This window comes from Kosakonia cowanii JCM 10956 = DSM 18146, from assembly GCF_001975225.1.
Lineage (GTDB): Bacteria > Pseudomonadota > Gammaproteobacteria > Enterobacterales > Enterobacteriaceae > Kosakonia > Kosakonia cowanii.
Genome location: NZ_CP019445.1, coordinates 1,124,329 through 1,144,321, shown reverse-complemented (window position 1 = coordinate 1,144,321; position 19,993 = coordinate 1,124,329). Strand labels below are relative to the sequence as shown.

The window sequence follows — 19,993 nt, the reverse complement described above, 5'->3', positions numbered from 1 at the left end:
ACAAGGGGAGCGGCCGCGCTCCCCTTGTCAATCCCCGCGGCCCCGCGAGGAAATCGGTGCTGCGCACTGCGCTCACCTCCCGCGTGCCTGACGGCGGCCGGCTCGACTCGACTTACTCGTTCCATTCTGGAACGAGTCCCTGTCTCGGTTCGCCTCTGTCCGCCATCCATGGCGTCCAGACCTTGTCATTCACGCTTCGGTTCGCCGATTTCAGCGGGGACACAACCCCCTCGCTGTGAGATTTGATGTAAAGGGAAAATTTGTGTTGCTGAAGGAATGCCTGATGGCGGCTGCGCCTTATCAGGCCTACAAAACCTGTTTCTGAAACGGCGTAGGCCGGATAAGCGCAAGCGCCATCCGGCATTGGCGTTCAAAAAGGTTGCCGGATGGCACCTGAACCTTATCCACCCGACAAATCATCCTTATCAATCCCCAGCCGTTTCATCCGTGAGAGCAGCGTCGTGCGCTTCAGCCCCAACCGCTGCGCGGCACCTTTTGGCCCGGCGACCACGCCGTTGGTCTCTTTTAATACGCGCACAATCAGCTGATACTCATCCTCCCCGTCGCGCGGTGACTCGGCAGGCGGCGTCGCGGGCATGGGCGGCATGGCAATCTCCGCCATCGAAAGCTGCAACACATTGCCGCGCGTCAGCAGCACCGCGCGCTCAATCATATTCTCCAGCTCGCGCACATTCCCCGGCCACTCCATCGCGCTTAGCACCCGCAGGGTTTCCGCCGGAATACTGTCGATATTGCGCCCCATCTTGCGGGCGATTTTGAAAGTGAAGGCTTTCACCAGCAGCGGAATATCTTCCGGGCGCTCGCGCAGCGACGGAAGCTGGATAGGAAACACATTCAGGCGGTAGTAAAGATCGCTACGAAACTCGCGATCGGCGACCATCTTCTTCAGATCGCGATTGGTGGCGGCGATCAACCGCACATCGGTGCGGATCAATTTGTTACTGCCGAGCCGCTCAAACTCCTGCTCCTGCAACACGCGCAGCAGCTTCGGTTGCAGCTCGAGCGGCATATCGCCCACCTCATCAAGAAACAGCGAGCTCTTATCCGCCAGCTCAAAGCGGCCGATGCGCTGGGCGCTGGCACCGGTAAACGCACCGCGCTCATGACCAAAAAGATCGCTCTCCATCAATCCGGCCGGCATCGCCGCGCAGTTCATCTTCACCATCCGGCGGCTGTTGCGCTCGCTCAGGTTGTGGATAGCGCGGGCAATCAGCTCCTTACCGGTGCCGGTTTCGCCGAGGATTAGCACCGTGCTGTTACTGCGCGCCACCATCTCCACCTGTTTCAGCACCCGCGACATCGCCTCGCTGCGGCCGATGATCTCGCCGAATTCGCTGTCGACTTTATTAAGCTGCTCGGTCAGCGCGAGATTCTCATCCACCAGCCGCTCCTTCAGGCGATGGATCTCCTGATAGGCCAGCGCGTTATCTACCGCAATGGCGATACGCTCGGCGATCTGGCGCAGCAGCTTGAGGTTCGCCTGGGTAAAGACCTCTTTCTGGCACTGCGCCAGCTTCAGCACGCCGAGCAGGTTTTTGCCCGACATCAGCGGCAGCAGGCAGAGCGTCTGGATCTGGTTGCCCCAGGTCTCAAACAGCATCCGCTCATAGGGGGCAAGTTTGTCGCGCTCGTGCAGGTTGAGCAGCAGCATCTCTTTACTCAGGAACACGCGCTCCGTCAGCGTGCCCGCCTCGTCCGCCTCCTGGGTTTCGTGCGTCGGATTGGCCTCATCAAGGTAGTGCGTGGAGTAGATGGTCAGCTTGCCTTTGCGGCTGCCGCGCAGCACCAGGCTGATGGCGTCAATGCCGAAGTAGTAATGGATCTCTTTGGCGACTTCGCTCACCAGTTCATCCATATGCAGCCGTGAGAGCACGGCGTTGGTGATAGCGACCAGAATGCGGTAATCGTTGCGCTCCTGGCTGAGCAGGGCATAGTCCGGCGTGCGCCGGTCGCGGGTCTGCAACTGTTCGGCCACTACCGCGACTAGCTGCGTCAGCGTATTAAGGCGCTCCAGCTCGCGCTCGCTCCAGGGCTGGTCGTCATAGCGAAAGAACTCGCAGCCGCCGAAAATCTGCCCCTCCGCTGCCAGCGGCAGTAGCGCGTAGTGGGCGAAGGGTGGGTAAAGCCCGCTTGCGGCAAGGACGGGCCAGGTCTCATTAAACAGCTCCGCCGTGCAGTGCAGCGTCTGCGGGTGCGAGAGAATATGCCGCACCGGGCCGCTCGCCAGCAGCGCCTGATCGCCATACTCCGCACCCTTTTCCGTTGTCTGCACACTGTAGCGGCTCGCCCGGTGGCTATCTGCATGCCACAGCACAATCGCCGCGCCCTGCGCCAGCCCCGCCTGACGCGCCAGCTGCGCCAGCGTTTCGCTGAGCGCCGCCACGTTCGGCTGCTGTAATAAAATCCGCGTGATATCGAAAAGCCCTTGCTGTCCGAGATCGCTCATCGGTGTATACGACATTTTGCTCATCCAGAAACACACCAACAGGTGTGAAAAATAACAACTAGCAGATCCGCGGTAACGGCTCCGCATGGGGGAGATCTAACAGGCGTTTCACGCCGTAAAGCCCGGCTAACCGCACGCCCTGTTGTTCGACCACTTCGCCAATCATCGATGCATCTTTACCTAAAGGGTGGGCGCGTAAGCGGCTAAGCGCCAGTTCGGCGCTGTCGCGCGCAACGGCGATCACCAGTTTGCCCTCATTGGCGAAGTTAAGCGCATCCAGCCCCAGCAGTTCACATACGCCGCGCACCGCCGGGTTAATCGGCAATTTGCTCTCTTGTAATTCAATGCCATACCCGCAGGCGGCGGCAAACTCATGCACCACCGCGTTGACGCCGCCGCGCGTTGCGTCGCGCAGAGCTTTGACGCCGGGCAGATCGCGCAGCGTCTCAATTAACGGCGTCAGCACCGCGCAGTCGCTGCTTAACTCCCCGTCGAGCCCCAGCCCTTCACGCAGGTTGAGGATCGTCGCGCCGTGGTCGCCCAGCGTGCCGCTTGCCAGTAGCACATCGCCCGGCTGTAACGAGGCCGCCGCCCAGTGAATAGTGGCGGGGATCGCACCAATACCGGCGGTATTAATAAACAGCTTATCCGCTGCGCCGCGCTGCACCACTTTGGTGTCGCCGGTGACAATGGCGATCCCGGCGCTGCGGGCCGTTGCCGCCATGCTCTCCACCACCTGTTTCAGGGTTGCCATCGACAGCCCCTCTTCGAGGATAAAGCCGCAGGAGAGGTAGCGCGGGATCGCGCCGCTGACCGCCACATCATTGGCGGTGCCGCAGACGGCGAGTTTGCCGATGTCACCGCCGGGGAAAATCAGCGGGTCAATCACATAGCTGTCGGTGGAGAAGGCAAGCCTGTCGCCGCCCGCCGCCAGCGCGGTGAGATCGAGGCGCGCCTGATCCTCCTGCTCCGCCAGCCAGGGGTTGGCAAAAGCCTGCATAAAGAGTTCGCCTATCAGCTGCTGCATCGCCTGGCCGCCGCTGCCGTGCGCCATCTGAACCTCATTCATACTTCACACTCCTGAGCACGATAGTGATACCAGGCAGCGCAGGCTCCTTCAGAGGAGACCATCAGCGCGCCAAAGGCGCTTTGTGGATTACAGGTGTTGCCAAACAGCGGGCAGTGGTGCGGTTTGCAGCGCCCGGTCAGCACGTCGCCGCAGCGGGCGCGCGGGTCGTCATAGACCTGCTGCATGGCTGGCTGGAAATGGGCTTCGGCGTCAAAACGCTGATAGGGAGCAGTCAGATGCACGCCCGACTCGCCAATCATCCCCAGCCCGCGCCACTCGCTGTCGCCGCGCACGGTGAACACCTCGGCAATCGCCTCTTGCGCCCGCCGGTTGCCCTCATCTGGTACCACGCGGCGATACTGATTCTCCACCCGGCTTTGGGCAGCAATCTTCTGCTCGACCAGCATCAACACGCCCTGTAACAGGTCGAGCGGCTCAAAACCGGCGACCACCAGCGGGCGCTGAAACTCATCGGCAATAAAGGTGTAGGCATCGGTGCCAATCACCATGCTGACGTGGCCGGGCGCGAGAAAGGCGTCAATGCCGTTATCGGGCTGTTCAAGCAGGCTGCGCAGGGTCGGGATCAGCGTGATGTGCTGGCAGAAAAACCAGAAGTTGTTGATATCCCGCGCCTTCGCCTGTTGTAGCGTAATCGCGGTGGCCGGCATGGTGGTTTCGAAGCCGAGGCCAAAAAAGACCACCTTACGCTGCGGGTTTTTCTCCGCCAGCGCCAGCGCATCGAGCGGCGAGTAGACGATGCGCACATCCGCGCCGCGCGCCTTCGCCTGTAACAGTGAGCCGTTTTTGCCCGGTACGCGAATGGCGTCGCCGAAGGTGCAGAAGATCACCTCCGGGTGGCTGGCGATCTCCACGCAGGTGTCGATGCGCCCCATCGGCAGGACGCAGACCGGGCAGCCGGGGCCGTGGATAAACTCAATATTCTCCGGCAGCAGCTGGTCGAGGCCAAATTTGAAAATGGCATGCGTGTGGCCGCCGCACACCTCCATAATGCGCAGCGGTCGCGTGGCGGTGTAAGCAAGTGCGTTAGCACGTTCACGCAGGCGGGCGATAAGCTGCATCACCTGCTCCGGTGCGCGGTATTCATCGACAAAGCGCATTATCCCTCCTCGCCGTAGAGCAGCGCGCCGACATCCGGCTCAACGTCGAACATATTTTGCAGCGCCGCCAGCGTTTCGCGCGCTTCCGCTTCGTTGATGATGCTCATGGCAAAGCCGACGTGCACCAGCACCCACTGGCCGATACGCGAGCGACCCTGCTCATCTTCACTGCCGACCAGCGTTAAATCGACATTACGCTGGATGCCGCTGACATCAACTTTCGCCTGCAGGCCGTCAATGGCGCAGATCTGCCCCGGTACGCCTATGCACATCGTTGCGCCTCCAGCCACTCAAGCCACGCGTCCATGCCGTCGCCTTTGGTGGCGGAAACCAGCAGGATCTCAATCTCTGGGTTTACCTCCCGCGCGTAGGCGATGCACTGCTCAACATCGAAGTTGAGGTAGGGGAGCAGATCGACTTTGTTGAGCAGCATCAGCGAGGCGGCGGCAAACATATGCGGATATTTGAGCGGCTTATCTTCCCCTTCGGTTACGGAGAGCACCGCCACTTTATGCCGTTCGCCGAGGTCAAAACTCGCCGGGCAGACCAGATTGCCGACGTTCTCAATAAACAGGATGCCCTGCTCGGCCAGCGGCAGACGCGGTGCGGCATCGGCAATCATCTGCGCGTCGAGGTGGCAGCCTTTACCGGTATTGACCTGAATTGCCGGGGTGCCGGTGGCGCGGATGCGCGCGGCGTCGTTGACGGTTTGCTGATCGCCCTCAATCACCGCGCAGGGGAGGCGGTTTTTCAGGCGCAGCAGGGTTTCCGTGAGCAGGGTGGTTTTGCCGGAGCCGGGGCTGGAGACGAGATTCAGCACCAGTTGCTGGCGGGCCGCGAAGCGCGCGCGGTTGCGGGCGGCGATGCGGTTGTTTTTATCCAGCACGTCGATCTCGACTTCCAGCATCCGCCGCTGGCTGATGCCCGGCGCGTGGGTTCCCGCTGCGCCGTGGCCATAATGCAGGTCGCCCTCGTCGAGCTGAGTCGGGCTGAACGCATCGGTTTTGACCCCGGTAATGGTCAGCGCCGGGCGCGTCGCCGGGGCGAAGGGGGCGCTGCGAAAGGCGGAGTGGGGGTTATGTTCATCGCCTTCTATATAGCGGTTTCCATCCTGACAACCACATGTCGTACACATTGCTTACTCCTCAATTTCCAGTCGCTGAATTTGCATACCGTCGTCGGCGACGATCTGCAACTGGTCGCTGTGGCATTGTGGACAGCGGCGTACACGCTGACTGAGTAACGTCACATACTGCTGGCAAGACTCACACCAGCACTCGGCCTGTTGTTGTTCGATATGCAGTCTACAACCTTCCGCCAGGCTGCCGCGGCAGACCAGATCAAAACAAAACGTTAAAGCGTCCGTTTCGACGCAAGAAAATGCGCCCACCTTCAGCCAGACGCCGGTGACCTTGCGTGCGCCATTTGCCGCCGCCTGTTGTTCAATCACCTCCAGCGCGCGCTGGCACAACGTGATTTCATGCATAACGCCTCCTTATCATTTCCCCTGCTAATGCAATAACAGTGCCACTCCCGATTTAGTCAGGGTGACGATGACGACAATGACGAGATGACACGTCGAAATTCACCTTTATTTTTATAAAATCAATTAAAATCAGGAGGTTAAAAACTGGCATGGATGATGCTTATCAGCAGTTGTTTCAATTAAGCGGGTAAGCTGAGATGACGATTTGGGAAATTAGCGAAAAGGCGGATTACATCGCCGGACGGCACCACCGTCTGCAAGAGGCGTGGCGCAGTTACTGCAATACGCTGGTTCAGGGCATTACGCTCGCCAAAGCGCGTTTGCACCACACTATCGGCTGTGCGCCGGAGCAGCAGCTCTGCTTCGTGCTGTTCGATCACTTCACGGTTTATATCACCCTGAGCGGCGGCTTTAACGGCCATACCATTGAGTATGCGATTGCCAATAAAGGCAGTGAAGAGAAGCGTTTAATCGCCGAAGCGCGGCTCACCAGCGACGGGAAAATTGATGGCCTGTTCGAGGTCCGCGATCGCGAAAAGGTGCTTGAGCACTACCTCGGCAAACTCGCCGCCGTCTACGACAACCTCTATGCCGCAATGGAAGCCGATACGCCGGCCAACCTCAACACCCTTGCCCGCGACGGGCACTCGCCGGTGCTGGCCTGAGCTGGAGTGTCGACAGGTGTCGATATGACACCCATCGACATGTTTCGTCAAAAATGACTGCCCGTAAGCGGGCGACTCACCTGAGGATTGACTGGTGAACCGTTTTGTAATTGCCGACCCGGCGCTCTGTATTGGCTGCCACACCTGCGAGGCGGCCTGCGCCGAGACGCACCGCGCGTATGGATTGCAGGCGATGCCGCGCCTGCGCGTCATGCGCAGCCATCATGAATCTGCGCCGCAGCAGTGCCACCACTGTGAAGATGCGCCCTGCGCCGGGGTCTGCCCGGTGAACGCCATCAACCGCGTGGATGGCGCGGTGCAGCTCAATGAGAGCCTCTGCGTCAGCTGTAAGCTCTGCGCGATTGCCTGTCCGTTCGGCGCGATTGAGTTTTCCGGCAGCCGTCCGCTGGATATTCCGGCCAACGTCAACACGCCGAAAGCGCCCGCCGCGCCGCCAATGCCTGCGAAAGTGAGTTCGCTGCTCGACTGGGTGCCGGGCGTGCGCGCCATCGCTGTGAAGTGCGACCTCTGCTACTTCGACGCTGACGGCCCGGCCTGCGTGCGCATGTGCCCGACCAAGGCGCTGCACCTGGTCAGCCCGCACGATATCAATCGCGCCAGCCGCCGCAAACGCGAGCAGACCCTTAATAGCGATTACGGCGATCTGGCGCGGTTTGCGCAGAATAACGGGAGTGCAAAATGACGCTTTTCTCTTTGCTGAGCACCGCGGTCGTCACACTGAGCGCTGCTGCGCTGCTGGCGGGCCTGCTGAGCGCGTTCAAACCCCTGAGCGGCTTCTTCGCGGGGCTGGGTGGTGCGGTGGGCTGCCTGCTGGCGACGGCGGCTGGTCTTGGTGCGCTGCTCGACGGGCAAACCGTGAGCGGTATTGTGCCGCTCATCAACCTTCATCTGTTACTCACGCCGCTCGGCGCCGTCTGGCTGCTGACGCTTGGCGTCTGCGGCTTCTTTATCAGCCTCTATAACCTGGCGTGGCACCGCCATCAGGCGGTAAAAGCCAATGGCCTGCTGATTAACCTCCTGCTGGCGGCGGCGATCTGCGCGGTGAGCGCAGCTAACCTCGGCGCGCTGGTGGTGATGGCGGAGATCATGGCGCTCTGCGCGGTGTTCCTCACCGGGTGCAGCGCCTCCGGCAAACTCTGGTTCGCCCTCGGGCGTCTCGGCACGCTGCTGCTGGCGCTGCTCTGCTGGCTGCTGTGGCAGCGCTACCAGACTCTCGATTTCAGCGTGCTGAGCCTGCACCCGCTGAGCGGCGGCACCTGGCTGCTTGGCGTGATGGGTTTTGGCCTGCTGGCGGGGATTATCCCGCTGCACGCCTGGGTGCCGCAGGCCCATGCCAATGCCCCGGCCCCGGCAGCGGCGCTCTTCTCCGCCGTGGTGATGAAAGTTGGCCTGTTCGGCATTCTGACGCTCTCTTTACTTGGCGGGCAACCGCCGCTGTGGTGGGGCGTGCTGCTGCTGGCGTTTGGTCTGCTGACCGCTTTTGTCGGCGGGCTGTATGCGCTGATGGAACACAATATCCAGCGGCTGCTGGCTTACCACACGCTGGAGAATATCGGCATTATCCTGCTCGGCCTTGGCGCGGGCATCAGCGGGCTTGCGCTGCGCCAGCCTGCGCTGGTGGCGCTCGGGCTGGTCGGCGGTCTCTATCATCTTTTCAACCATAGCCTGTTTAAAAGCACGCTGTTTCTCGGTGCGGGCGCGCTCTGGTTTGCTACCGGTTATCGCGATATCGAAAAACTGGGCGGCCTCGGTAAACGCATGCCGCTTATCTCGCTGGCGATGCTGGTTGGCCTGATGGCGATGGCCGCGCTGCCGCCGCTCAACGGTTTCGCTGGTGAGTGGGTGATCTACCAGGCCTTCTTCCGCTTAAGCGCCAGCGGCAATTTTCTTCTGCAAGTGATGGGGCCGCTGCTGGCGGTTGGGCTGGCAATCACCGGCGCGCTGGCGGTGATGTGCATGGCGAAAGTCTATGGCGTCACCTTCCTTGGCGCACCGCGCAGCGCGCAGGCGGAAAATCCGCGTCCGCTGCCGTGGCTGATGAGTGTAAGCGTGGCGGCGCTGGCGATCTGCTGTGTGATTGGCGGGGTTGCCGCGCCCTGGCTGCTGCCGCGCCTGTTCAGTGCCGTGCCGCTACCGCTTGAAACGGCGAACACCGTGGTGTCGCAACCGATGATTGCCCTGCTGCTGATTGCCGCGACGCTGCTGCCGCTGCTGCTGCTCGTGCTGCTGAAGGGCGACCGTCTGCCGTCCCGCAGCAGGGGGGCAGCGTGGGTGTGCGGTTACGACCATGAAGCGTCGATGGTCATCACCGCCCACGGTTTTGCGATGCCGGTTAAAGCGGCCTTCGCGCCGGTACTCGCGCTGCGCAAATGGCTGGAGCCAACGCTGTCGCTGCCCGTCTGGCGGGGCGACGCCGCGCCGCTGCTGTTTCGTCGCCTGGCGCTGATTGAGCTGGCGGTGCTGGTGGTTGTGGTGATTTCCCGAGGAGCCTGAAGATGAGTTTTCTGTTTGCTGTTGTACAGGCGCTGGTGCTGTTCGCCCTTGCGCCGCTACTTTCCGGCATCAGCCGCGTGGCGCGTGCGCGTCTGCACAACCGGCGCGGGCCGGGCGTGCTGCAAGAGTATCGCGATCTGTTCAAACTGCTTGGGCGGCAGAGCATTGCCCCGGCGGCTTCCGGCTGGGTCTTTCGTCTGACGCCGCTGGTGATGGTTGGCGTGATGCTGACGATTGCCACTGCGCTGCCGGTGGTGACGGTGGCCTCACCGCTGCCGCTACTCGGCGATCTGATCACGCTTATCTACCTCTTCGCCATTGCCCGCTTCTTCTTCGCCATCGCCGGGCTGGATACCGGTAGCCCCTTTACCGGGCTGGGTGCCAGCCGCGAAGCGATGCTCGGCGTGCTGGTGGAGCCGATCCTGCTGTTGGGATTGTGGGTGGCGGCGCTGGTCGCCGGGTCAACCCATATCACCCACATTACCGACACCGTTTATCACTGGCCGCTGCACGCCAGCCTGCCGCTGTTTCTTGCGCTCTGCGCCTGCGCCTTCGCCACCTTTATCGAGATGGGCAAACTGCCGTTCGATCTGGCGGAAGCGGAGCAGGAGTTGCAGGAGGGGCCGCTCTCCGAGTACAGCGGCAGCGGTTTCGCCATCCTCAAGTGGGGCATCAGCCTGAAACAGCTGGTGGTGCTGCAACTGTTTGTCGGCGTCTTTTTCCCCTGGGGCAGATGACTGCCTTCAGCGTCGGCGGGCTGCTGCTGGCGCTGGTTGTCGCGCTGCTGAAACTGCTGCTCGGCGTGTTGGTTATCGCCCTGTTTGAAAACAGCATGGCGCGCCTGCGTTTTGTTGCCGCCTCGCGCGTTACCTGGGCCGGTTTCGGCGTCGCCTTCCTGGCCTTTGTCTCCTTGCTGGCGACCTATTAAGAGAGTTCATCTATGTCTGAAGAAAAGATCGGCCAACACTACCTTGCCGCGCTGCATGAAAAATTCCCCGGCGTGGTGCTGGACAGCGCATGGCAGACAAAGGATCAGCTGACCCTGACCATCAAAATTAACTATCTGCCGGAGGTGGTCGAGTTCCTCTACTACCAGCAGGGCGGCTGGCTGTCGGTGCTGTTTGGCAACGATGAGCGCAAGCTCAACGGCCACTTCGCCGTTTACTACGTGCTGTCGATGGAGCAGGGCGTGAAGTGCTGGATCACCGTGCGCGTCGAAGTGGATGCCCTGAAACCGGAGTACCCCTCGGTCACGCCGCGCGTGCCGGCGGCAGTGTGGGGCGAGCGCGAAGTGCGCGATATGTATGGCCTGATCCCGGTAGGCCTGCCCGATGAGCGCCGTCTGGTGCTGCCCGATGACTGGCCGGATGAACTCTATCCGCTGCGCAAAGACAGCATGGATTACCGCCAGCGCCCCGCGCCGACCACCGATGCGGAAACCTACGAGTTCATCAACGAACTGGGTAATAAGAAGAACAATGTGGTGCCAATTGGCCCGCTGCACGTCACCTCTGACGAACCGGGCCATTTCCGTCTATTCGTCGATGGCGAGAACATTATCGACGCCGATTACCGCATGTTCTATGTTCACCGCGGCATGGAAAAGCTGGCAGAAACCCGCATGGGTTACAACGAGGTGACCTTTCTGTCGGATCGCGTCTGCGGCATCTGCGGCTTTGCCCACAGCACCGCTTACACCACCTCGGTGGAGAACGCGATGGGCATTGTCGTGCCGGAGCGTGCGCAGATGATCCGCGCCATTTTGCTTGAGGTGGAGCGCCTGCACTCCAACCTGCTCAACCTCGGCCTGGCCTGCCACTTTGTCGGCTTTGACTCCGGCTTTATGCAGTTCTTCCGCGTGCGTGAAACCTCGATGAAGATGGCGGAAATTCTCACCGGGGCGCGTAAAACCTACGGCCTGAACCTGATTGGCGGTATCCGTCGCGACATGCTGAAGGATGAGATGATCCAGACCCGCCAGCTGGCGCAGCAGATGCGCCGCGATGTGCAGGAGCTGGTCGATATGCTGTTGAGCACGCCGAACATAGAGCAGCGCACGGTCGGCATTGGCCGCCTTGATCCGCAAATCGCCCGCGACTTCAGCAATGTCGGCCCGATGGTGCGCGCCAGCGGCCATGCCCGCGACACCCGCGCCGATCACCCGTTTGTCGGCTACGGCCTGCTGCCAATGACCGTCCACACCGAGCAGGGCTGCGATGTCATTTCGCGCCTGAAAGTGCGCATCAACGAAGTCTTTACCGCCCTGAACATGATTGATTTCGGGCTCGATAACCTGCCCGGCGGCCCGCTGATGGTCGAGGGCTTTACCTATATTCCGCACCGCTTTGCTCTCGGCTTTTCCGAAGCGCCGCGCGGGGATGATATCCACTGGAGCATGACCGGCGACAACCAGAAACTCTACCGCTGGCGCTGCCGTGCGGCGACCTACGCCAACTGGCCAACCCTGCGCTACATGCTGCGCGGCAATACCGTCTCTGACGCGCCGCTGATTATCGGCAGCCTCGATCCTTGTTACTCCTGCACCGACCGCATGACGGTGGTGGATGTGCGCAAGAAAAAGAGCCAGGTGGTGCCCTACAAAGAGCTGGAGCGCTACAGCATTGAGCGTAAGCACTCGCCGCTGAAATAGAAGGAGCGTTGCAAGCCATGTTTACCTTTATCAAAAAAGTGATCAAAACCGGCGCGCCGACAAGCGACTATCCGCTATCGCCGATGCCAGTTGATAAAAATTTTCGCGGTAAGCCGCAGCACAACCCGCAGCAGTGCATCGGCTGCGCGGCGTGCGTCAATGCCTGCCCCTCTAATGCCCTGACGGTAGAGACCGATCTCGCCACCGGCGAGCAGGCCTGGCAGTTTAATCTTGGGCGCTGCATCTTCTGTGCCCGCTGCGAAGAGGTCTGCCCGACAGCGGCGATTACCCTGTCGCAGGAGTATGAGCTGGCGGTGTGGAACAAGGCCGACTTTCTGCAACAGTCGCGCTTTGAGCTGTGCCAGTGCCGCGAATGCGCGCGCCCCTTTGCCGTGCAGAAAGAGATCGATTACGCCATCGCGCTGCTGGCGCATAACGGCGACACCCGCGCCGAAGCGCACCGCGCCAGCTTTGAAACCTGCCCGGCCTGTAAACGCCAGCAGTGCCTGGTGCCAACCGACCGTATTGAATTGACCCGCCATATGAGAGAGGCCAGCTAATGAGCCAGCTTATTGGACCGCGCGACGCAGAGGGCATTCCGCTGCCCATGACGGTGGAGGAGTCCATCGCCAGCATGAAAGCCTCGCTGCTGAAGAAGATCAAACGCTCGGCCTACGTCTACCGCGTGGATTGCGGCGGCTGCAATGGCTGTGAAATTGAGATTTTCGCTACCCTTTCGCCGCTGTTTGACGCCGAACGCTTCGGTATTAAAGTGGTGCCCTCGCCGCGTCACGCCGATATTTTGCTCTTTACCGGCGCGGTCACCCGCGCAATGCGCTCCCCGGCGTTACGCGCCTGGCAATCGGCACCGGATCCGAAGATCTGCATCTCCTACGGTGCCTGCGGCAATAGCGGCGGGATCTTCCACGATCTCTACTGCGTCTGGGGCGGTACCGACAAGATCGTGCCGGTCGATGTCTATATTCCCGGCTGCCCGCCGACGCCCGCCGCCACGCTGTATGGCTTTGCGATGGCGCTCGGGCTGCTGGAGCAGAAAATTCACGCTCGTCTGCCCGGCGAACTGGACGATCAACCGGCGGAGATCCTCCATCCGCAGATGGTGCAGCCATTGCGGGTCAAAGTGGATCGCACCGCGCGTCGGCTGGCGGGTTATCGCTATGGCCGCCAGATTGCCGATGACTACCTGCGCCTGCGCACCCTCGGTGAGCATGAAGTGATGAACTGGCTGGCGCAGGAGAACGATCCGCGCCTGACGGAGATTGTCAGCCACCTTAATCAGGTGGTGCAGGAGGCGAAAATCTGATGGGCGAAACGGTGGTCTTTAGCCAGCTGCGGCGCAAATTTATCGATGAAAACGAGGCGACGCCGCCGCAGGCGCAGCAGGTGGTCTACTACAGTCTGGCTATTGGTCACCATCTTGGGGTGATCGACTGTCTGGAGGCGGCGCTCACCTGCTCGTGGGACGACTATCTGGCGTGGATCGCCACCCTTGAAGCGGGCAGCGAAGCGCGGCGGAAAATGGAAGGGGTGCCGCGCTACGGTGAAATTGTTATCGACAGTACGCATGTGATGCTGCTGGCGAACGCTTTTGACCGCGCGCTGGCGCAGCAAAGTGAAACGCAGCAGGCGTGGAGCCGCGAGTTGCTGTCGATGCTGCATGACATTTACCAGGAGAGCGCCATCTATCTGATGGTCAGGAGGTTACGTGACTGACGTTTTACTCTGTGTTGGCAACAGCATGATGGGCGACGATGGCGCAGGCCCGCTGCTGGCGGAGATGTGCGCCGCAAAACCTGCGGGAGAGTGGCGGGTGATTGATGGCGGCAGCGCGCCGGAGAATGATGTTGCCGCGATCCGTGATTTGCGCCCGGCACGGCTGCTGCTGGTCGACGCTACCGATATGGGGCTTAACCCCGGCGAGATCCGCGTGGTTAACCCGGACGACATCGCCGAGATGTTTATGATGACCACCCACAATATGCCGCTCAACTACCTGATCGATCAGTTGAAAGAGGATGTCGGCGAGGTGATTTTCCTCGGCATTCAGCCCGATATCGTCGGCTTTTACTACCCGATGACGCCGCCGGTGAAGGCGGCGGTAGAGACGATCTATCAGCGGCTTGAGGGCTGGCAAGGGCAGGGCGGTTTCGCCACCCTTTAGCGACGACGTTTTTCCGCGTACATCACTTTGCCGCTCTCCTCCAGCATGTCGCGCAGGGTGGTGTACTTCTCATCCTGCTCAATCACGCCGTGAGAGTAATTTATGTGGTAGTTTTTGCCGCCGCTCACCTCCAGCGTGTCCATTCGCGTTTGCAGGTCAAACAGGAAGGCATCGACATCGTGCTCGGCGCTGTTGCTGAGCAGCACGGCAAACTCACCGCCGCCCATGCGCGCGGCGATATCCTGCTCCTGCAGGCATTTCATCAGCGTGCTGGCGAAGGTTTTCACCACCGCATCCCCCTCTTTACTGCCCAGCACTTCGTTGATCGACTTCAGGTTATCGATACTGAAATAGAGCAGGCTAAAGGGCGTGTTGTGCTCTTTTGACAAGGTGAAGCGCTTCTCGCCGGAGCGGTAAAAGCCGCGGCTGTTCGGCATGCCGGTCAGGGCATCGGTCATCGCCATACTGAGGATTAAAAACTCATCTTCGACGATGGCGGCAAAATCGAGCAGGGTGTTGATCTCCGCGCTGGAGAAGGGGCGCGGGTAGGTGTCGATAATGCAGATGGTGCCGGCAATGGCGCCATCCGGCAGATGCACCGGGCAACCGGCGTAGAAACGCACCCACGGTTCGCCGGTAACAAAGGGGTTATCGGCAAAACGCGTATCCATCTGGGTATCTTTCACAATAAAGACGCCCTCTTCGAGAATGGCGTGGGCGCAGAAAGAGAGGTTGCGCGGGGTTTCATGGGTATCGATGCCGCCGCGAGAGAGCAGCCACTGGCGATCGCGATCGAGCAGGCTAATCACCGCAATCGGCACATCGAAGGTGGTTTTCGCCATGCGGGTTAAGCGGTCGAAGCGTTCGTCATCTTTTTTATCAAGCAGATCCATCATGTATAAAGAGTGCAGACGCTCTTTTTCGTTGACTGGCATAGCTGGAAAAATCATATGACATCCTCGAGAAGGCCCGTTTTCTCAAGTGTAGACATTTCTTGTAACGATTGCGTTATATATCCATGGCTTGAGGGGCGCCTTTACCCTTCGCACAAAAGGTGCATTGCCGCCTTCAGACGCGCCGCCTACAATCGACTGACTTAACACACAGGAGCAATGCTATGTCTGAACTTTCGCTGACTTATCGTCTGGGCGACAACGAAGTGGGTCGTCTGGGTTATGGTGCAATGCAGCTCGCAGGCCCTGGCGTGTTTGGCCCGCCGGCCGACGAAGCGCGCGCGCTGCAGGTGCTGCGCGATGCGGTGGCCGCCGGGGTGAATCATATTGATACCAGTGATTTTTACGGCCCACACGTCACCAATAAATTGATTAAGCAGGCGCTGCATCCCTATCCGGATAACCTGACGATTGTCACCAAAGTCGGCGCGCGCCGCGACGAGAAAGCCAACTGGCTGCCCGCTTTTAGTGATGAAGAGCTGACCCGCGCGGTGGAAGATAACCTGCGCAATCTCGGGCTTGATGTGCTGGATGTGGTGAACCTGCGCGCGATGTTTAGTGCCCACGGCCCGGCGGAAGGGTCGCTGGAGGCACCGCTGGAGACCTTAATTAAGCTTAAAGATCGCGGCTTGATTCGCCATATTGGCCTGAGCAACGTGACGGCGAAGCAGGTGGCGGACGCGCAGAAAATGACGCCCATCGTCTGCGTGCAGAATCTCTATAACGTGGCGAACCGCCAGGATGACGCGCTGATTGATAGTCTGAATGAGCAGGGCATCGCCTTTGTGCCGTTCTTCCCGCTTGGCGGTTTTTCACCGCTGCAATCGAGCGAGCTGAATGCGGTGGCGGCGGAGCTTGATGCCACGCCCATGCAGGTGGCGCTGGCGTGGTTGTTACAGCGTTCACCCAATATTTTGCTGATCCCTGGCACCTCCTCTCCGCAGCATCTGCAGGAGAACCTCGCCAGCGCCAAGCTGGTATTGCCGCGCGAGGCGCTGGAGACGTTAAACAGCATCGGCGCGTAGCAAACGATTCGGTATTTGTCGGCGTGATAAGTATTTGTAGGCCTGATAAGCGCAGCGCCATCAGGCATTAATCGGTGGCATTGCCGGATGGCGGCTCCCGCCTTATCCGGCCTACAAAGCTCTCAACCGATTCGGTTTGCGTAGGCCTGATAAGCGCAGCGCCATCAGGCATTAATCTGCTGCATTGCCGGATGGCGGCTGGTGCCTTATCCGGCCTACAAAGCTATTGACCGATTCGGTTTGCGTAGGCCTGATAAGCGCAGCGCCATCAGGCATTAATCTGCTGCATTGCCGGATGGCGGCTGGTGCCTTATCCGGCCTACAAAGCTATTGACCGATTCGGTTTGCGTAGGCCTGATAAGCGCAGCGCCATCAGGCATTAATCTGCTGCATTGCCGGATGGCGGCTTTGCCTTATCCGGCCTACAAAAACCAGGCATTAGCCTACCTTAACCACCGACTCGCGGCACACCAACTCGCCCTGATGGGCGCGCGGGGGCGTTTCATCCGGCAACAAGAGGATCGCTACCGCGTGGCGGATCATCTCATCCATCGGCACATGCAGGGTGGTGAGCGCCGGGTTGTAATATTTGCCAATCACCGAATCATCGAACCCGGCAAGGGAAACATCCTCCGGCAGGCGCAGCCCGGCCTCCTGACACGCTTTCGCCACGCCAATCGCCATATCGTCATTCCCCGCCAGCACACAGCTGAACGGCACATTGCGCGCCAGCAGCTCGCGCCCGGCCGCATAACCGCTATCGGTGCTCCAACTGCCGCGCACCAGCAACTGTGGGTCCGGCTCGATTCCGGCGTTGCGCAGCGCCTGGTGATACCCCGCCAGACGGCTGTCGCCGGTGGGCGACCCCTCGAAACCGGCGACAAAGGCAATACGCGTATGCCCCTGCGCCAGCAGATACGCCACCATCCTTTCACTGCTCTGCTGGTGGTCAACAAACACGCACTGGCTGCGGTTGCGGGTCAGCTCGCGGTTAATCACCACAATCGGCGTCTCGCTGGTATCAATAATCTCGTCCAGCTCGGCGACCGTCAGGTATTTCGGGTAGATGAGGATCGCTTCACAGCGCAGCGACAGCAGCAGGTCGATAGCGTCCCGCTCCTCTTGCGCGCTGTGTTTTCCATCCGCCAGCACCAGCTGACGACCGTGCATTTCGCTGTCGGTCGCCGCGTGGTAAATCATGCTGGAGAAGAACGGGCCGTTGTAGAGCCCGTTAGTGATCACCAGACCGACGGAGTTGGTTTTATTATTGGCAAGGTTGCGCGCCAGTTGGTTTGGCTTGTAACCCGTTTCGTCAATCGCCTGCATAATGCGGGCTTTAACCTCTTCGCGGACAAAGACTTTGCCGTTCAGCGCGCGCGATACCGTCGCTTTGGAGACGCCTGCCAGCCGTGCGACATCCAGTATCGTTACCATTCTTCATCCTCGCTCGTGTTATCTCTCTTGTCAGGCCAGCGACATCAGCGGCGCTCCCGCCGTGACGGCACCTTGTGACTGATGGTGAGTAAGCGTGAACTCATCGCTGTTCACTACCAGCACCGGCGTTGTTAAATCATACCCGGCCTGCTCAATTTTCGCCTTATCGAATGCCAGCAGAGGCGTGCCTGCTGTCACCCGGTCGCCCTCTTTCACCAGCGGCGTAAAGTATTGCCCCTGTAAATTAACGGTATTCAGGCCAACATGGATCAGTAATTCTGCGCCATTGTCACAGATCAGGCCGATAGCGTGATGGGAGTCAATTAATGTCGCGACCTGCGCATCGCAAGGCGCGACCACTTTCCCTTCGGCGGGGACAATCGCGATGCCATCGCCCAGCACTTTGCCGGCAAACGCTTCATCTTTCACGCTCTCCAGCGCAATCACTTCGCCTTTAATCGGGCTGAGCATTTGTAGTGTGCCAACGGTAACCGTCGCTGGTTTCTGCTCTGCGGGCGTCTCTTCAACCGGATCGTCAAAGCCAACAAACTGCACCATCACTACGGTCAGCACAATCGCCGTCCCGGCACCGGCCAGTTCGCCAATAAAGGACATAGGTGCATCGGGGCTGATGGCGTTCACCAGCGTAAAGAGGCCCGGCAGCGCGGCATAAGCATAATAGAGGCTGCCAAACAGGCTGGCGACCACTGCGCCGATGGCACCGCCAATACAGCCGCAGATAAAGGGCTTTTTAAAGCGCAGCGTAACGCCGTAAATCGCCGGTTCGGTAATACCAAAAATAGCGGTGACGCCCGCCGACAGCGAGGTGGCTTTCAGCTGTTTGTTACGGCTTTTGATAAACACGCCGAAGACTGCTGCCATCTGACCAATCACCGCGATGGTCTGGTAAGCCTGGAAGGAGTCATACCCCTGGGTGTCGAAGTTGGCCATGATCACCGGCGTAATGCCCCAGTGAACGCCAAAAATCACAATCACCTGCCAGACGCCGCCAATAATCGCGGCCGCCAGCGCCGGAGCGGCATGGAAAAGGGCGTTGTAGCCATTTGCCACGCCAATCGCTGCCCAACTGGTCAGCGGCCCAATCACAATCAGCGTCAGCGGCACAATCACCACAAAGCAGATAAGCGGTGTAAAGAGCGGGCTTACCACCTCCGGCAGCCATTTTTCCACCCGGCGCTCAAACCACGACAGCGCCCAGACGAGGAACAGCGGCGGCAGCACCGACGAGGTATAAACTGTTTCCGCCAGCGGGAAGAAGAGGAACTTCACTTCGTTACCGGCGGCGATTTTGCCCGCCAGCGCCGTCCACTCGGGGTTGATCAGCGCACAGCAGCAGAGCACGGCATTAAAGGGGTTGCACTTAAAATGGCGCGCGGCGGTGATAGCAATAAACACCGGCAGGAAGGCAAACGGCGTCCAGGACATAAAGTTGAGCACCGCAAAGGTGCCGGTGGACTTGATATCCGCATCCGCATCCGCAAGGCCGAGCAGGATCAACAAACCCTGTAAAATCCCGGCGGCGGCAAGAATATAGACGATTGGGGCAAACACCGCTGACATGGTGGCGATCACCGCATCAAGCCAGCGCGTTTTGGCTGGCGGCGCGTCATCCCCGCGCTCTTTCACCATGCCGCTCAGGGCGTTAAAGACATCGGCGACATGGGTACCAATCACCACCTGGAACTGACCGCCGCTCTCAACCACCGCAATTACGCCGGGCAAACTCTGCACGTTGTTTTTTGCCGTGGCAGGCGTTTCATTGAGGACAAGACGCAGTCGTGTGGCGCAGCGGGAGAAGTTGCTGATGTTCTCTTCACCGCCGACCTCCCGCAGGATATCGCTCGCTAACTTATTGTAATCCCTGATAACGGCCATTTTTATTTACCTTTTATTATCGGAAACTGAGTAGGTGTAACTGGGTGAAACCGGTTTCATGCTAGCCTGGTGACGCTCTGCCGCAACCGGTTTCATGGAAAAGTGCGAACTGAATCACTCCTAAAAAAGGGGGGTTACGGCGACATTTCGTTGCCGGGCGAAGCATCGCGTTGGGCGCTGCATAACACTGGCGAGACGGAACAGTGGAGGGAGTGACCTATGATCGCAGTGTTATTTGAAGCGGATATTGCGCCTGGCGAGCAGCCGCGCTATATGCAACTTGCCGCAGAACTGAAGCCGCAGCTGGCGGAGATTGACGGCTTTATCACCATTGAGCGCTTTCAGAGCCTGAGCACGGAGGGGAAGATTTTGTCCCTCTCCTGGTGGCGCGATGAGGCAGCGGTGATCGCCTGGAAGCAAAACGTCCTGCACCAGGCCGCGCAGGCGGAAGGGCAGCGCACCATCTTTTCGTTCTACCGCATTCGCGTCGCGCAGGTATTTCGCGACTATACCTCGACCGACAGGAGAGCCTGA

At 60.0% G+C, this 19,993-nt stretch carries 19 protein-coding genes and 1 pseudogene; 11 read left to right on the top strand and 9 right to left on the bottom strand.

The features are described from left to right. Positions 1 to 400: 400 nt before the first annotated feature. From flhA to hypA, 6 genes are read right to left on the bottom strand one after another with little or no spacing between them, the layout of a single operon-like run. Positions 401 to 2,482, bottom strand: a complete 2,082-nt coding sequence (gene flhA / locus BWI95_RS05365; RefSeq protein ID WP_054804319.1) for a formate hydrogenlyase transcriptional activator FlhA — start codon at positions 2,480 to 2,482, stop codon at positions 401 to 403. 43 nt (positions 2,483 to 2,525) lie between these two features. Then, positions 2,526 to 3,536 carry a hydrogenase expression/formation protein HypE gene (hypE, locus tag BWI95_RS05360; RefSeq protein WP_054804320.1) on the bottom strand — a complete coding sequence of 337 codons (1,011 nt, stop codon included), beginning with the start codon at positions 3,534 to 3,536 and terminating at the stop codon, positions 2,526 to 2,528. Continuing rightward, on the bottom strand, positions 3,533 to 4,654 hold the full coding sequence (hypD, locus tag BWI95_RS05355) for a hydrogenase formation protein HypD (RefSeq protein WP_076769123.1): 1,122 nt from the start codon (positions 4,652 to 4,654) through the stop codon (positions 3,533 to 3,535). Before hypD ends, hypE begins: the two co-directional genes overlap by 4 nt. Further along, positions 4,654 to 4,926, bottom strand: a complete 273-nt coding sequence (locus tag BWI95_RS05350; protein ID WP_042718782.1) for a HypC/HybG/HupF family hydrogenase formation chaperone — start codon at positions 4,924 to 4,926, stop codon at positions 4,654 to 4,656. The genes hypD and BWI95_RS05350 overlap by 1 nt, the downstream gene beginning before the upstream one ends. Beyond that, positions 4,917 to 5,789, bottom strand: coding sequence for a hydrogenase nickel incorporation protein HypB (gene hypB, locus BWI95_RS05345; RefSeq protein WP_042718780.1), 873 nt, complete (start codon positions 5,787 to 5,789; stop codon positions 4,917 to 4,919). The genes BWI95_RS05350 and hypB overlap by 10 nt, the downstream gene beginning before the upstream one ends. A gap of 3 nt (positions 5,790 to 5,792) precedes the next feature. Further along, positions 5,793 to 6,140, bottom strand: a complete 348-nt coding sequence (gene hypA / locus BWI95_RS05340) for a hydrogenase maturation nickel metallochaperone HypA (RefSeq protein ID WP_023480549.1) — start codon at positions 6,138 to 6,140, stop codon at positions 5,793 to 5,795. Between the two features lie 197 nt (positions 6,141 to 6,337). Here hypA and hycA point away from each other — a divergent pair, with 197 nt between their 5' ends. The 9 genes and pseudogenes from hycA (at position 6,338) to hycI (ending at position 14,151) form a co-directional block, all read left to right on the top strand. Then, positions 6,338 to 6,805, top strand: coding sequence for a formate hydrogenlyase regulator HycA (gene hycA / locus BWI95_RS05335; protein ID WP_076769122.1), 468 nt, complete (start codon positions 6,338 to 6,340; stop codon positions 6,803 to 6,805). 94 nt (positions 6,806 to 6,899) lie between these two features. Beyond that, the gene (locus BWI95_RS05330) at positions 6,900 to 7,508 is read left to right on the top strand and encodes a 4Fe-4S dicluster domain-containing protein (RefSeq protein ID WP_054804321.1); all 609 of its coding nucleotides are present in this window, start codon (positions 6,900 to 6,902) and stop codon (positions 7,506 to 7,508) included. Further along, a complete protein-coding gene (hycC, locus tag BWI95_RS05325; protein WP_076769121.1) occupies positions 7,505 to 9,319 on the top strand; it encodes a formate hydrogenlyase subunit 3 in 1,815 nt (604 codons plus the stop codon). The genes BWI95_RS05330 and hycC overlap by 4 nt, the downstream gene beginning before the upstream one ends. A gap of 2 nt (positions 9,320 to 9,321) precedes the next feature. Beyond that, positions 9,322 to 10,247 (top strand): annotated as a pseudogene (locus BWI95_RS05320) (respiratory chain complex I subunit 1 family protein). A gap of 12 nt (positions 10,248 to 10,259) precedes the next feature. Beyond that, a complete protein-coding gene (gene hycE, locus BWI95_RS05315; protein ID WP_054804322.1) occupies positions 10,260 to 11,969 on the top strand; it encodes a formate hydrogenlyase subunit HycE in 1,710 nt (569 codons plus the stop codon). Between the two features lie 17 nt (positions 11,970 to 11,986). Then, positions 11,987 to 12,529 (top strand): formate hydrogenlyase complex iron-sulfur subunit, encoded by a 543-nt coding sequence (locus tag BWI95_RS05310; RefSeq protein ID WP_023480689.1) that lies wholly within the window; start codon positions 11,987 to 11,989, stop codon positions 12,527 to 12,529. Beyond that, positions 12,529 to 13,293: an NADH-quinone oxidoreductase subunit B family protein gene (locus tag BWI95_RS05305; protein WP_054804324.1), complete on the top strand. Its 765-nt coding sequence runs from the start codon at positions 12,529 to 12,531 to the stop codon at positions 13,291 to 13,293. Before BWI95_RS05310 ends, BWI95_RS05305 begins: the two co-directional genes overlap by 1 nt. Continuing rightward, positions 13,293 to 13,703, top strand: coding sequence for a formate hydrogenlyase maturation HycH family protein (locus tag BWI95_RS05300; RefSeq protein ID WP_054804325.1), 411 nt, complete (start codon positions 13,293 to 13,295; stop codon positions 13,701 to 13,703). The genes BWI95_RS05305 and BWI95_RS05300 overlap by 1 nt, the downstream gene beginning before the upstream one ends. After that, entirely contained in the window at positions 13,696 to 14,151 is a 456-nt protein-coding gene (gene hycI, locus BWI95_RS05295) for a hydrogenase maturation peptidase HycI (protein WP_076769120.1), read from the top strand. Before BWI95_RS05300 ends, hycI begins: the two co-directional genes overlap by 8 nt. Here the strand turns inward: hycI and BWI95_RS05290 are convergent. Next, positions 14,148 to 15,101, bottom strand: coding sequence for a sensor domain-containing diguanylate cyclase (locus tag BWI95_RS05290; RefSeq protein WP_076769119.1), 954 nt, complete (start codon positions 15,099 to 15,101; stop codon positions 14,148 to 14,150). The two genes, hycI and BWI95_RS05290, sit on opposite strands and share 4 nt — an antisense overlap. A gap of 167 nt (positions 15,102 to 15,268) precedes the next feature. Here BWI95_RS05290 and BWI95_RS05285 point away from each other — a divergent pair, with 167 nt between their 5' ends. Then, complete coding sequence (locus tag BWI95_RS05285) at positions 15,269 to 16,129, top strand: aldo/keto reductase family oxidoreductase (RefSeq protein WP_054804326.1); 861 nt, start codon at positions 15,269 to 15,271, stop codon at positions 16,127 to 16,129. A gap of 438 nt (positions 16,130 to 16,567) precedes the next feature. Here BWI95_RS05285 and BWI95_RS05280 read toward each other — a convergent pair whose 3' ends face one another. Together BWI95_RS05280 and BWI95_RS05275 are read right to left on the bottom strand one after the other, a co-directional pair. Then, the gene (locus tag BWI95_RS05280) at positions 16,568 to 17,563 is read right to left on the bottom strand and encodes a LacI family DNA-binding transcriptional regulator (RefSeq protein WP_054804327.1); all 996 of its coding nucleotides are present in this window, start codon (positions 17,561 to 17,563) and stop codon (positions 16,568 to 16,570) included. 30 nt (positions 17,564 to 17,593) lie between these two features. Further along, the gene (locus BWI95_RS05275; RefSeq protein ID WP_076769118.1) at positions 17,594 to 19,459 is read right to left on the bottom strand and encodes a beta-glucoside-specific PTS transporter subunit IIABC; all 1,866 of its coding nucleotides are present in this window, start codon (positions 19,457 to 19,459) and stop codon (positions 17,594 to 17,596) included. 219 nt (positions 19,460 to 19,678) lie between these two features. Here BWI95_RS05275 and BWI95_RS05270 point away from each other — a divergent pair, with 219 nt between their 5' ends. Then, entirely contained in the window at positions 19,679 to 19,993 is a 315-nt protein-coding gene (locus BWI95_RS05270; protein ID WP_023480622.1) for an antibiotic biosynthesis monooxygenase family protein, read from the top strand.

What these genes read in the sequence shown, in the direction of transcription:
- flhA (WP_054804319.1), bottom strand. Translation starts at nt 2,482, where the DNA reads ATGTCGTATACACCGATGAGCGATCTCGGACAGCAAGGGCTTTTCGAT.
- BWI95_RS05275 (WP_076769118.1), bottom strand. Translation starts at nt 19,459, where the DNA reads ATGGCCGTTATCAGGGATTACAATAAGTTAGCGAGCGATATCCTGCGG.
- BWI95_RS05285 (WP_054804326.1), top strand. Translation starts at nt 15,269, where the DNA reads ATGTCTGAACTTTCGCTGACTTATCGTCTGGGCGACAACGAAGTGGGT.
- BWI95_RS05270 (WP_023480622.1), top strand. Translation starts at nt 19,679, where the DNA reads ATGATCGCAGTGTTATTTGAAGCGGATATTGCGCCTGGCGAGCAGCCG.
- hycC (WP_076769121.1), top strand. Translation starts at nt 7,505, where the DNA reads ATGACGCTTTTCTCTTTGCTGAGCACCGCGGTCGTCACACTGAGCGCT.
- hypE (WP_054804320.1), bottom strand. Translation starts at nt 3,536, where the DNA reads ATGAATGAGGTTCAGATGGCGCACGGCAGCGGCGGCCAGGCGATGCAG.
- hypA (WP_023480549.1), bottom strand. Translation starts at nt 6,140, where the DNA reads ATGCATGAAATCACGTTGTGCCAGCGCGCGCTGGAGGTGATTGAACAA.
- hypB (WP_042718780.1), bottom strand. Translation starts at nt 5,789, where the DNA reads ATGTGTACGACATGTGGTTGTCAGGATGGAAACCGCTATATAGAAGGC.
- BWI95_RS05350 (WP_042718782.1), bottom strand. Translation starts at nt 4,926, where the DNA reads ATGTGCATAGGCGTACCGGGGCAGATCTGCGCCATTGACGGCCTGCAG.
- hycA (WP_076769122.1), top strand. Translation starts at nt 6,338, where the DNA reads ATGACGATTTGGGAAATTAGCGAAAAGGCGGATTACATCGCCGGACGG.
- hycE (WP_054804322.1), top strand. Translation starts at nt 10,260, where the DNA reads ATGTCTGAAGAAAAGATCGGCCAACACTACCTTGCCGCGCTGCATGAA.
- BWI95_RS05310 (WP_023480689.1), top strand. Translation starts at nt 11,987, where the DNA reads ATGTTTACCTTTATCAAAAAAGTGATCAAAACCGGCGCGCCGACAAGC.
- BWI95_RS05280 (WP_054804327.1), bottom strand. Translation starts at nt 17,563, where the DNA reads ATGGTAACGATACTGGATGTCGCACGGCTGGCAGGCGTCTCCAAAGCG.
- hypD (WP_076769123.1), bottom strand. Translation starts at nt 4,654, where the DNA reads ATGCGCTTTGTCGATGAATACCGCGCACCGGAGCAGGTGATGCAGCTT.
- BWI95_RS05300 (WP_054804325.1), top strand. Translation starts at nt 13,293, where the DNA reads ATGGGCGAAACGGTGGTCTTTAGCCAGCTGCGGCGCAAATTTATCGAT.
- BWI95_RS05305 (WP_054804324.1), top strand. Translation starts at nt 12,529, where the DNA reads ATGAGCCAGCTTATTGGACCGCGCGACGCAGAGGGCATTCCGCTGCCC.
- BWI95_RS05290 (WP_076769119.1), bottom strand. Translation starts at nt 15,101, where the DNA reads ATGATTTTTCCAGCTATGCCAGTCAACGAAAAAGAGCGTCTGCACTCT.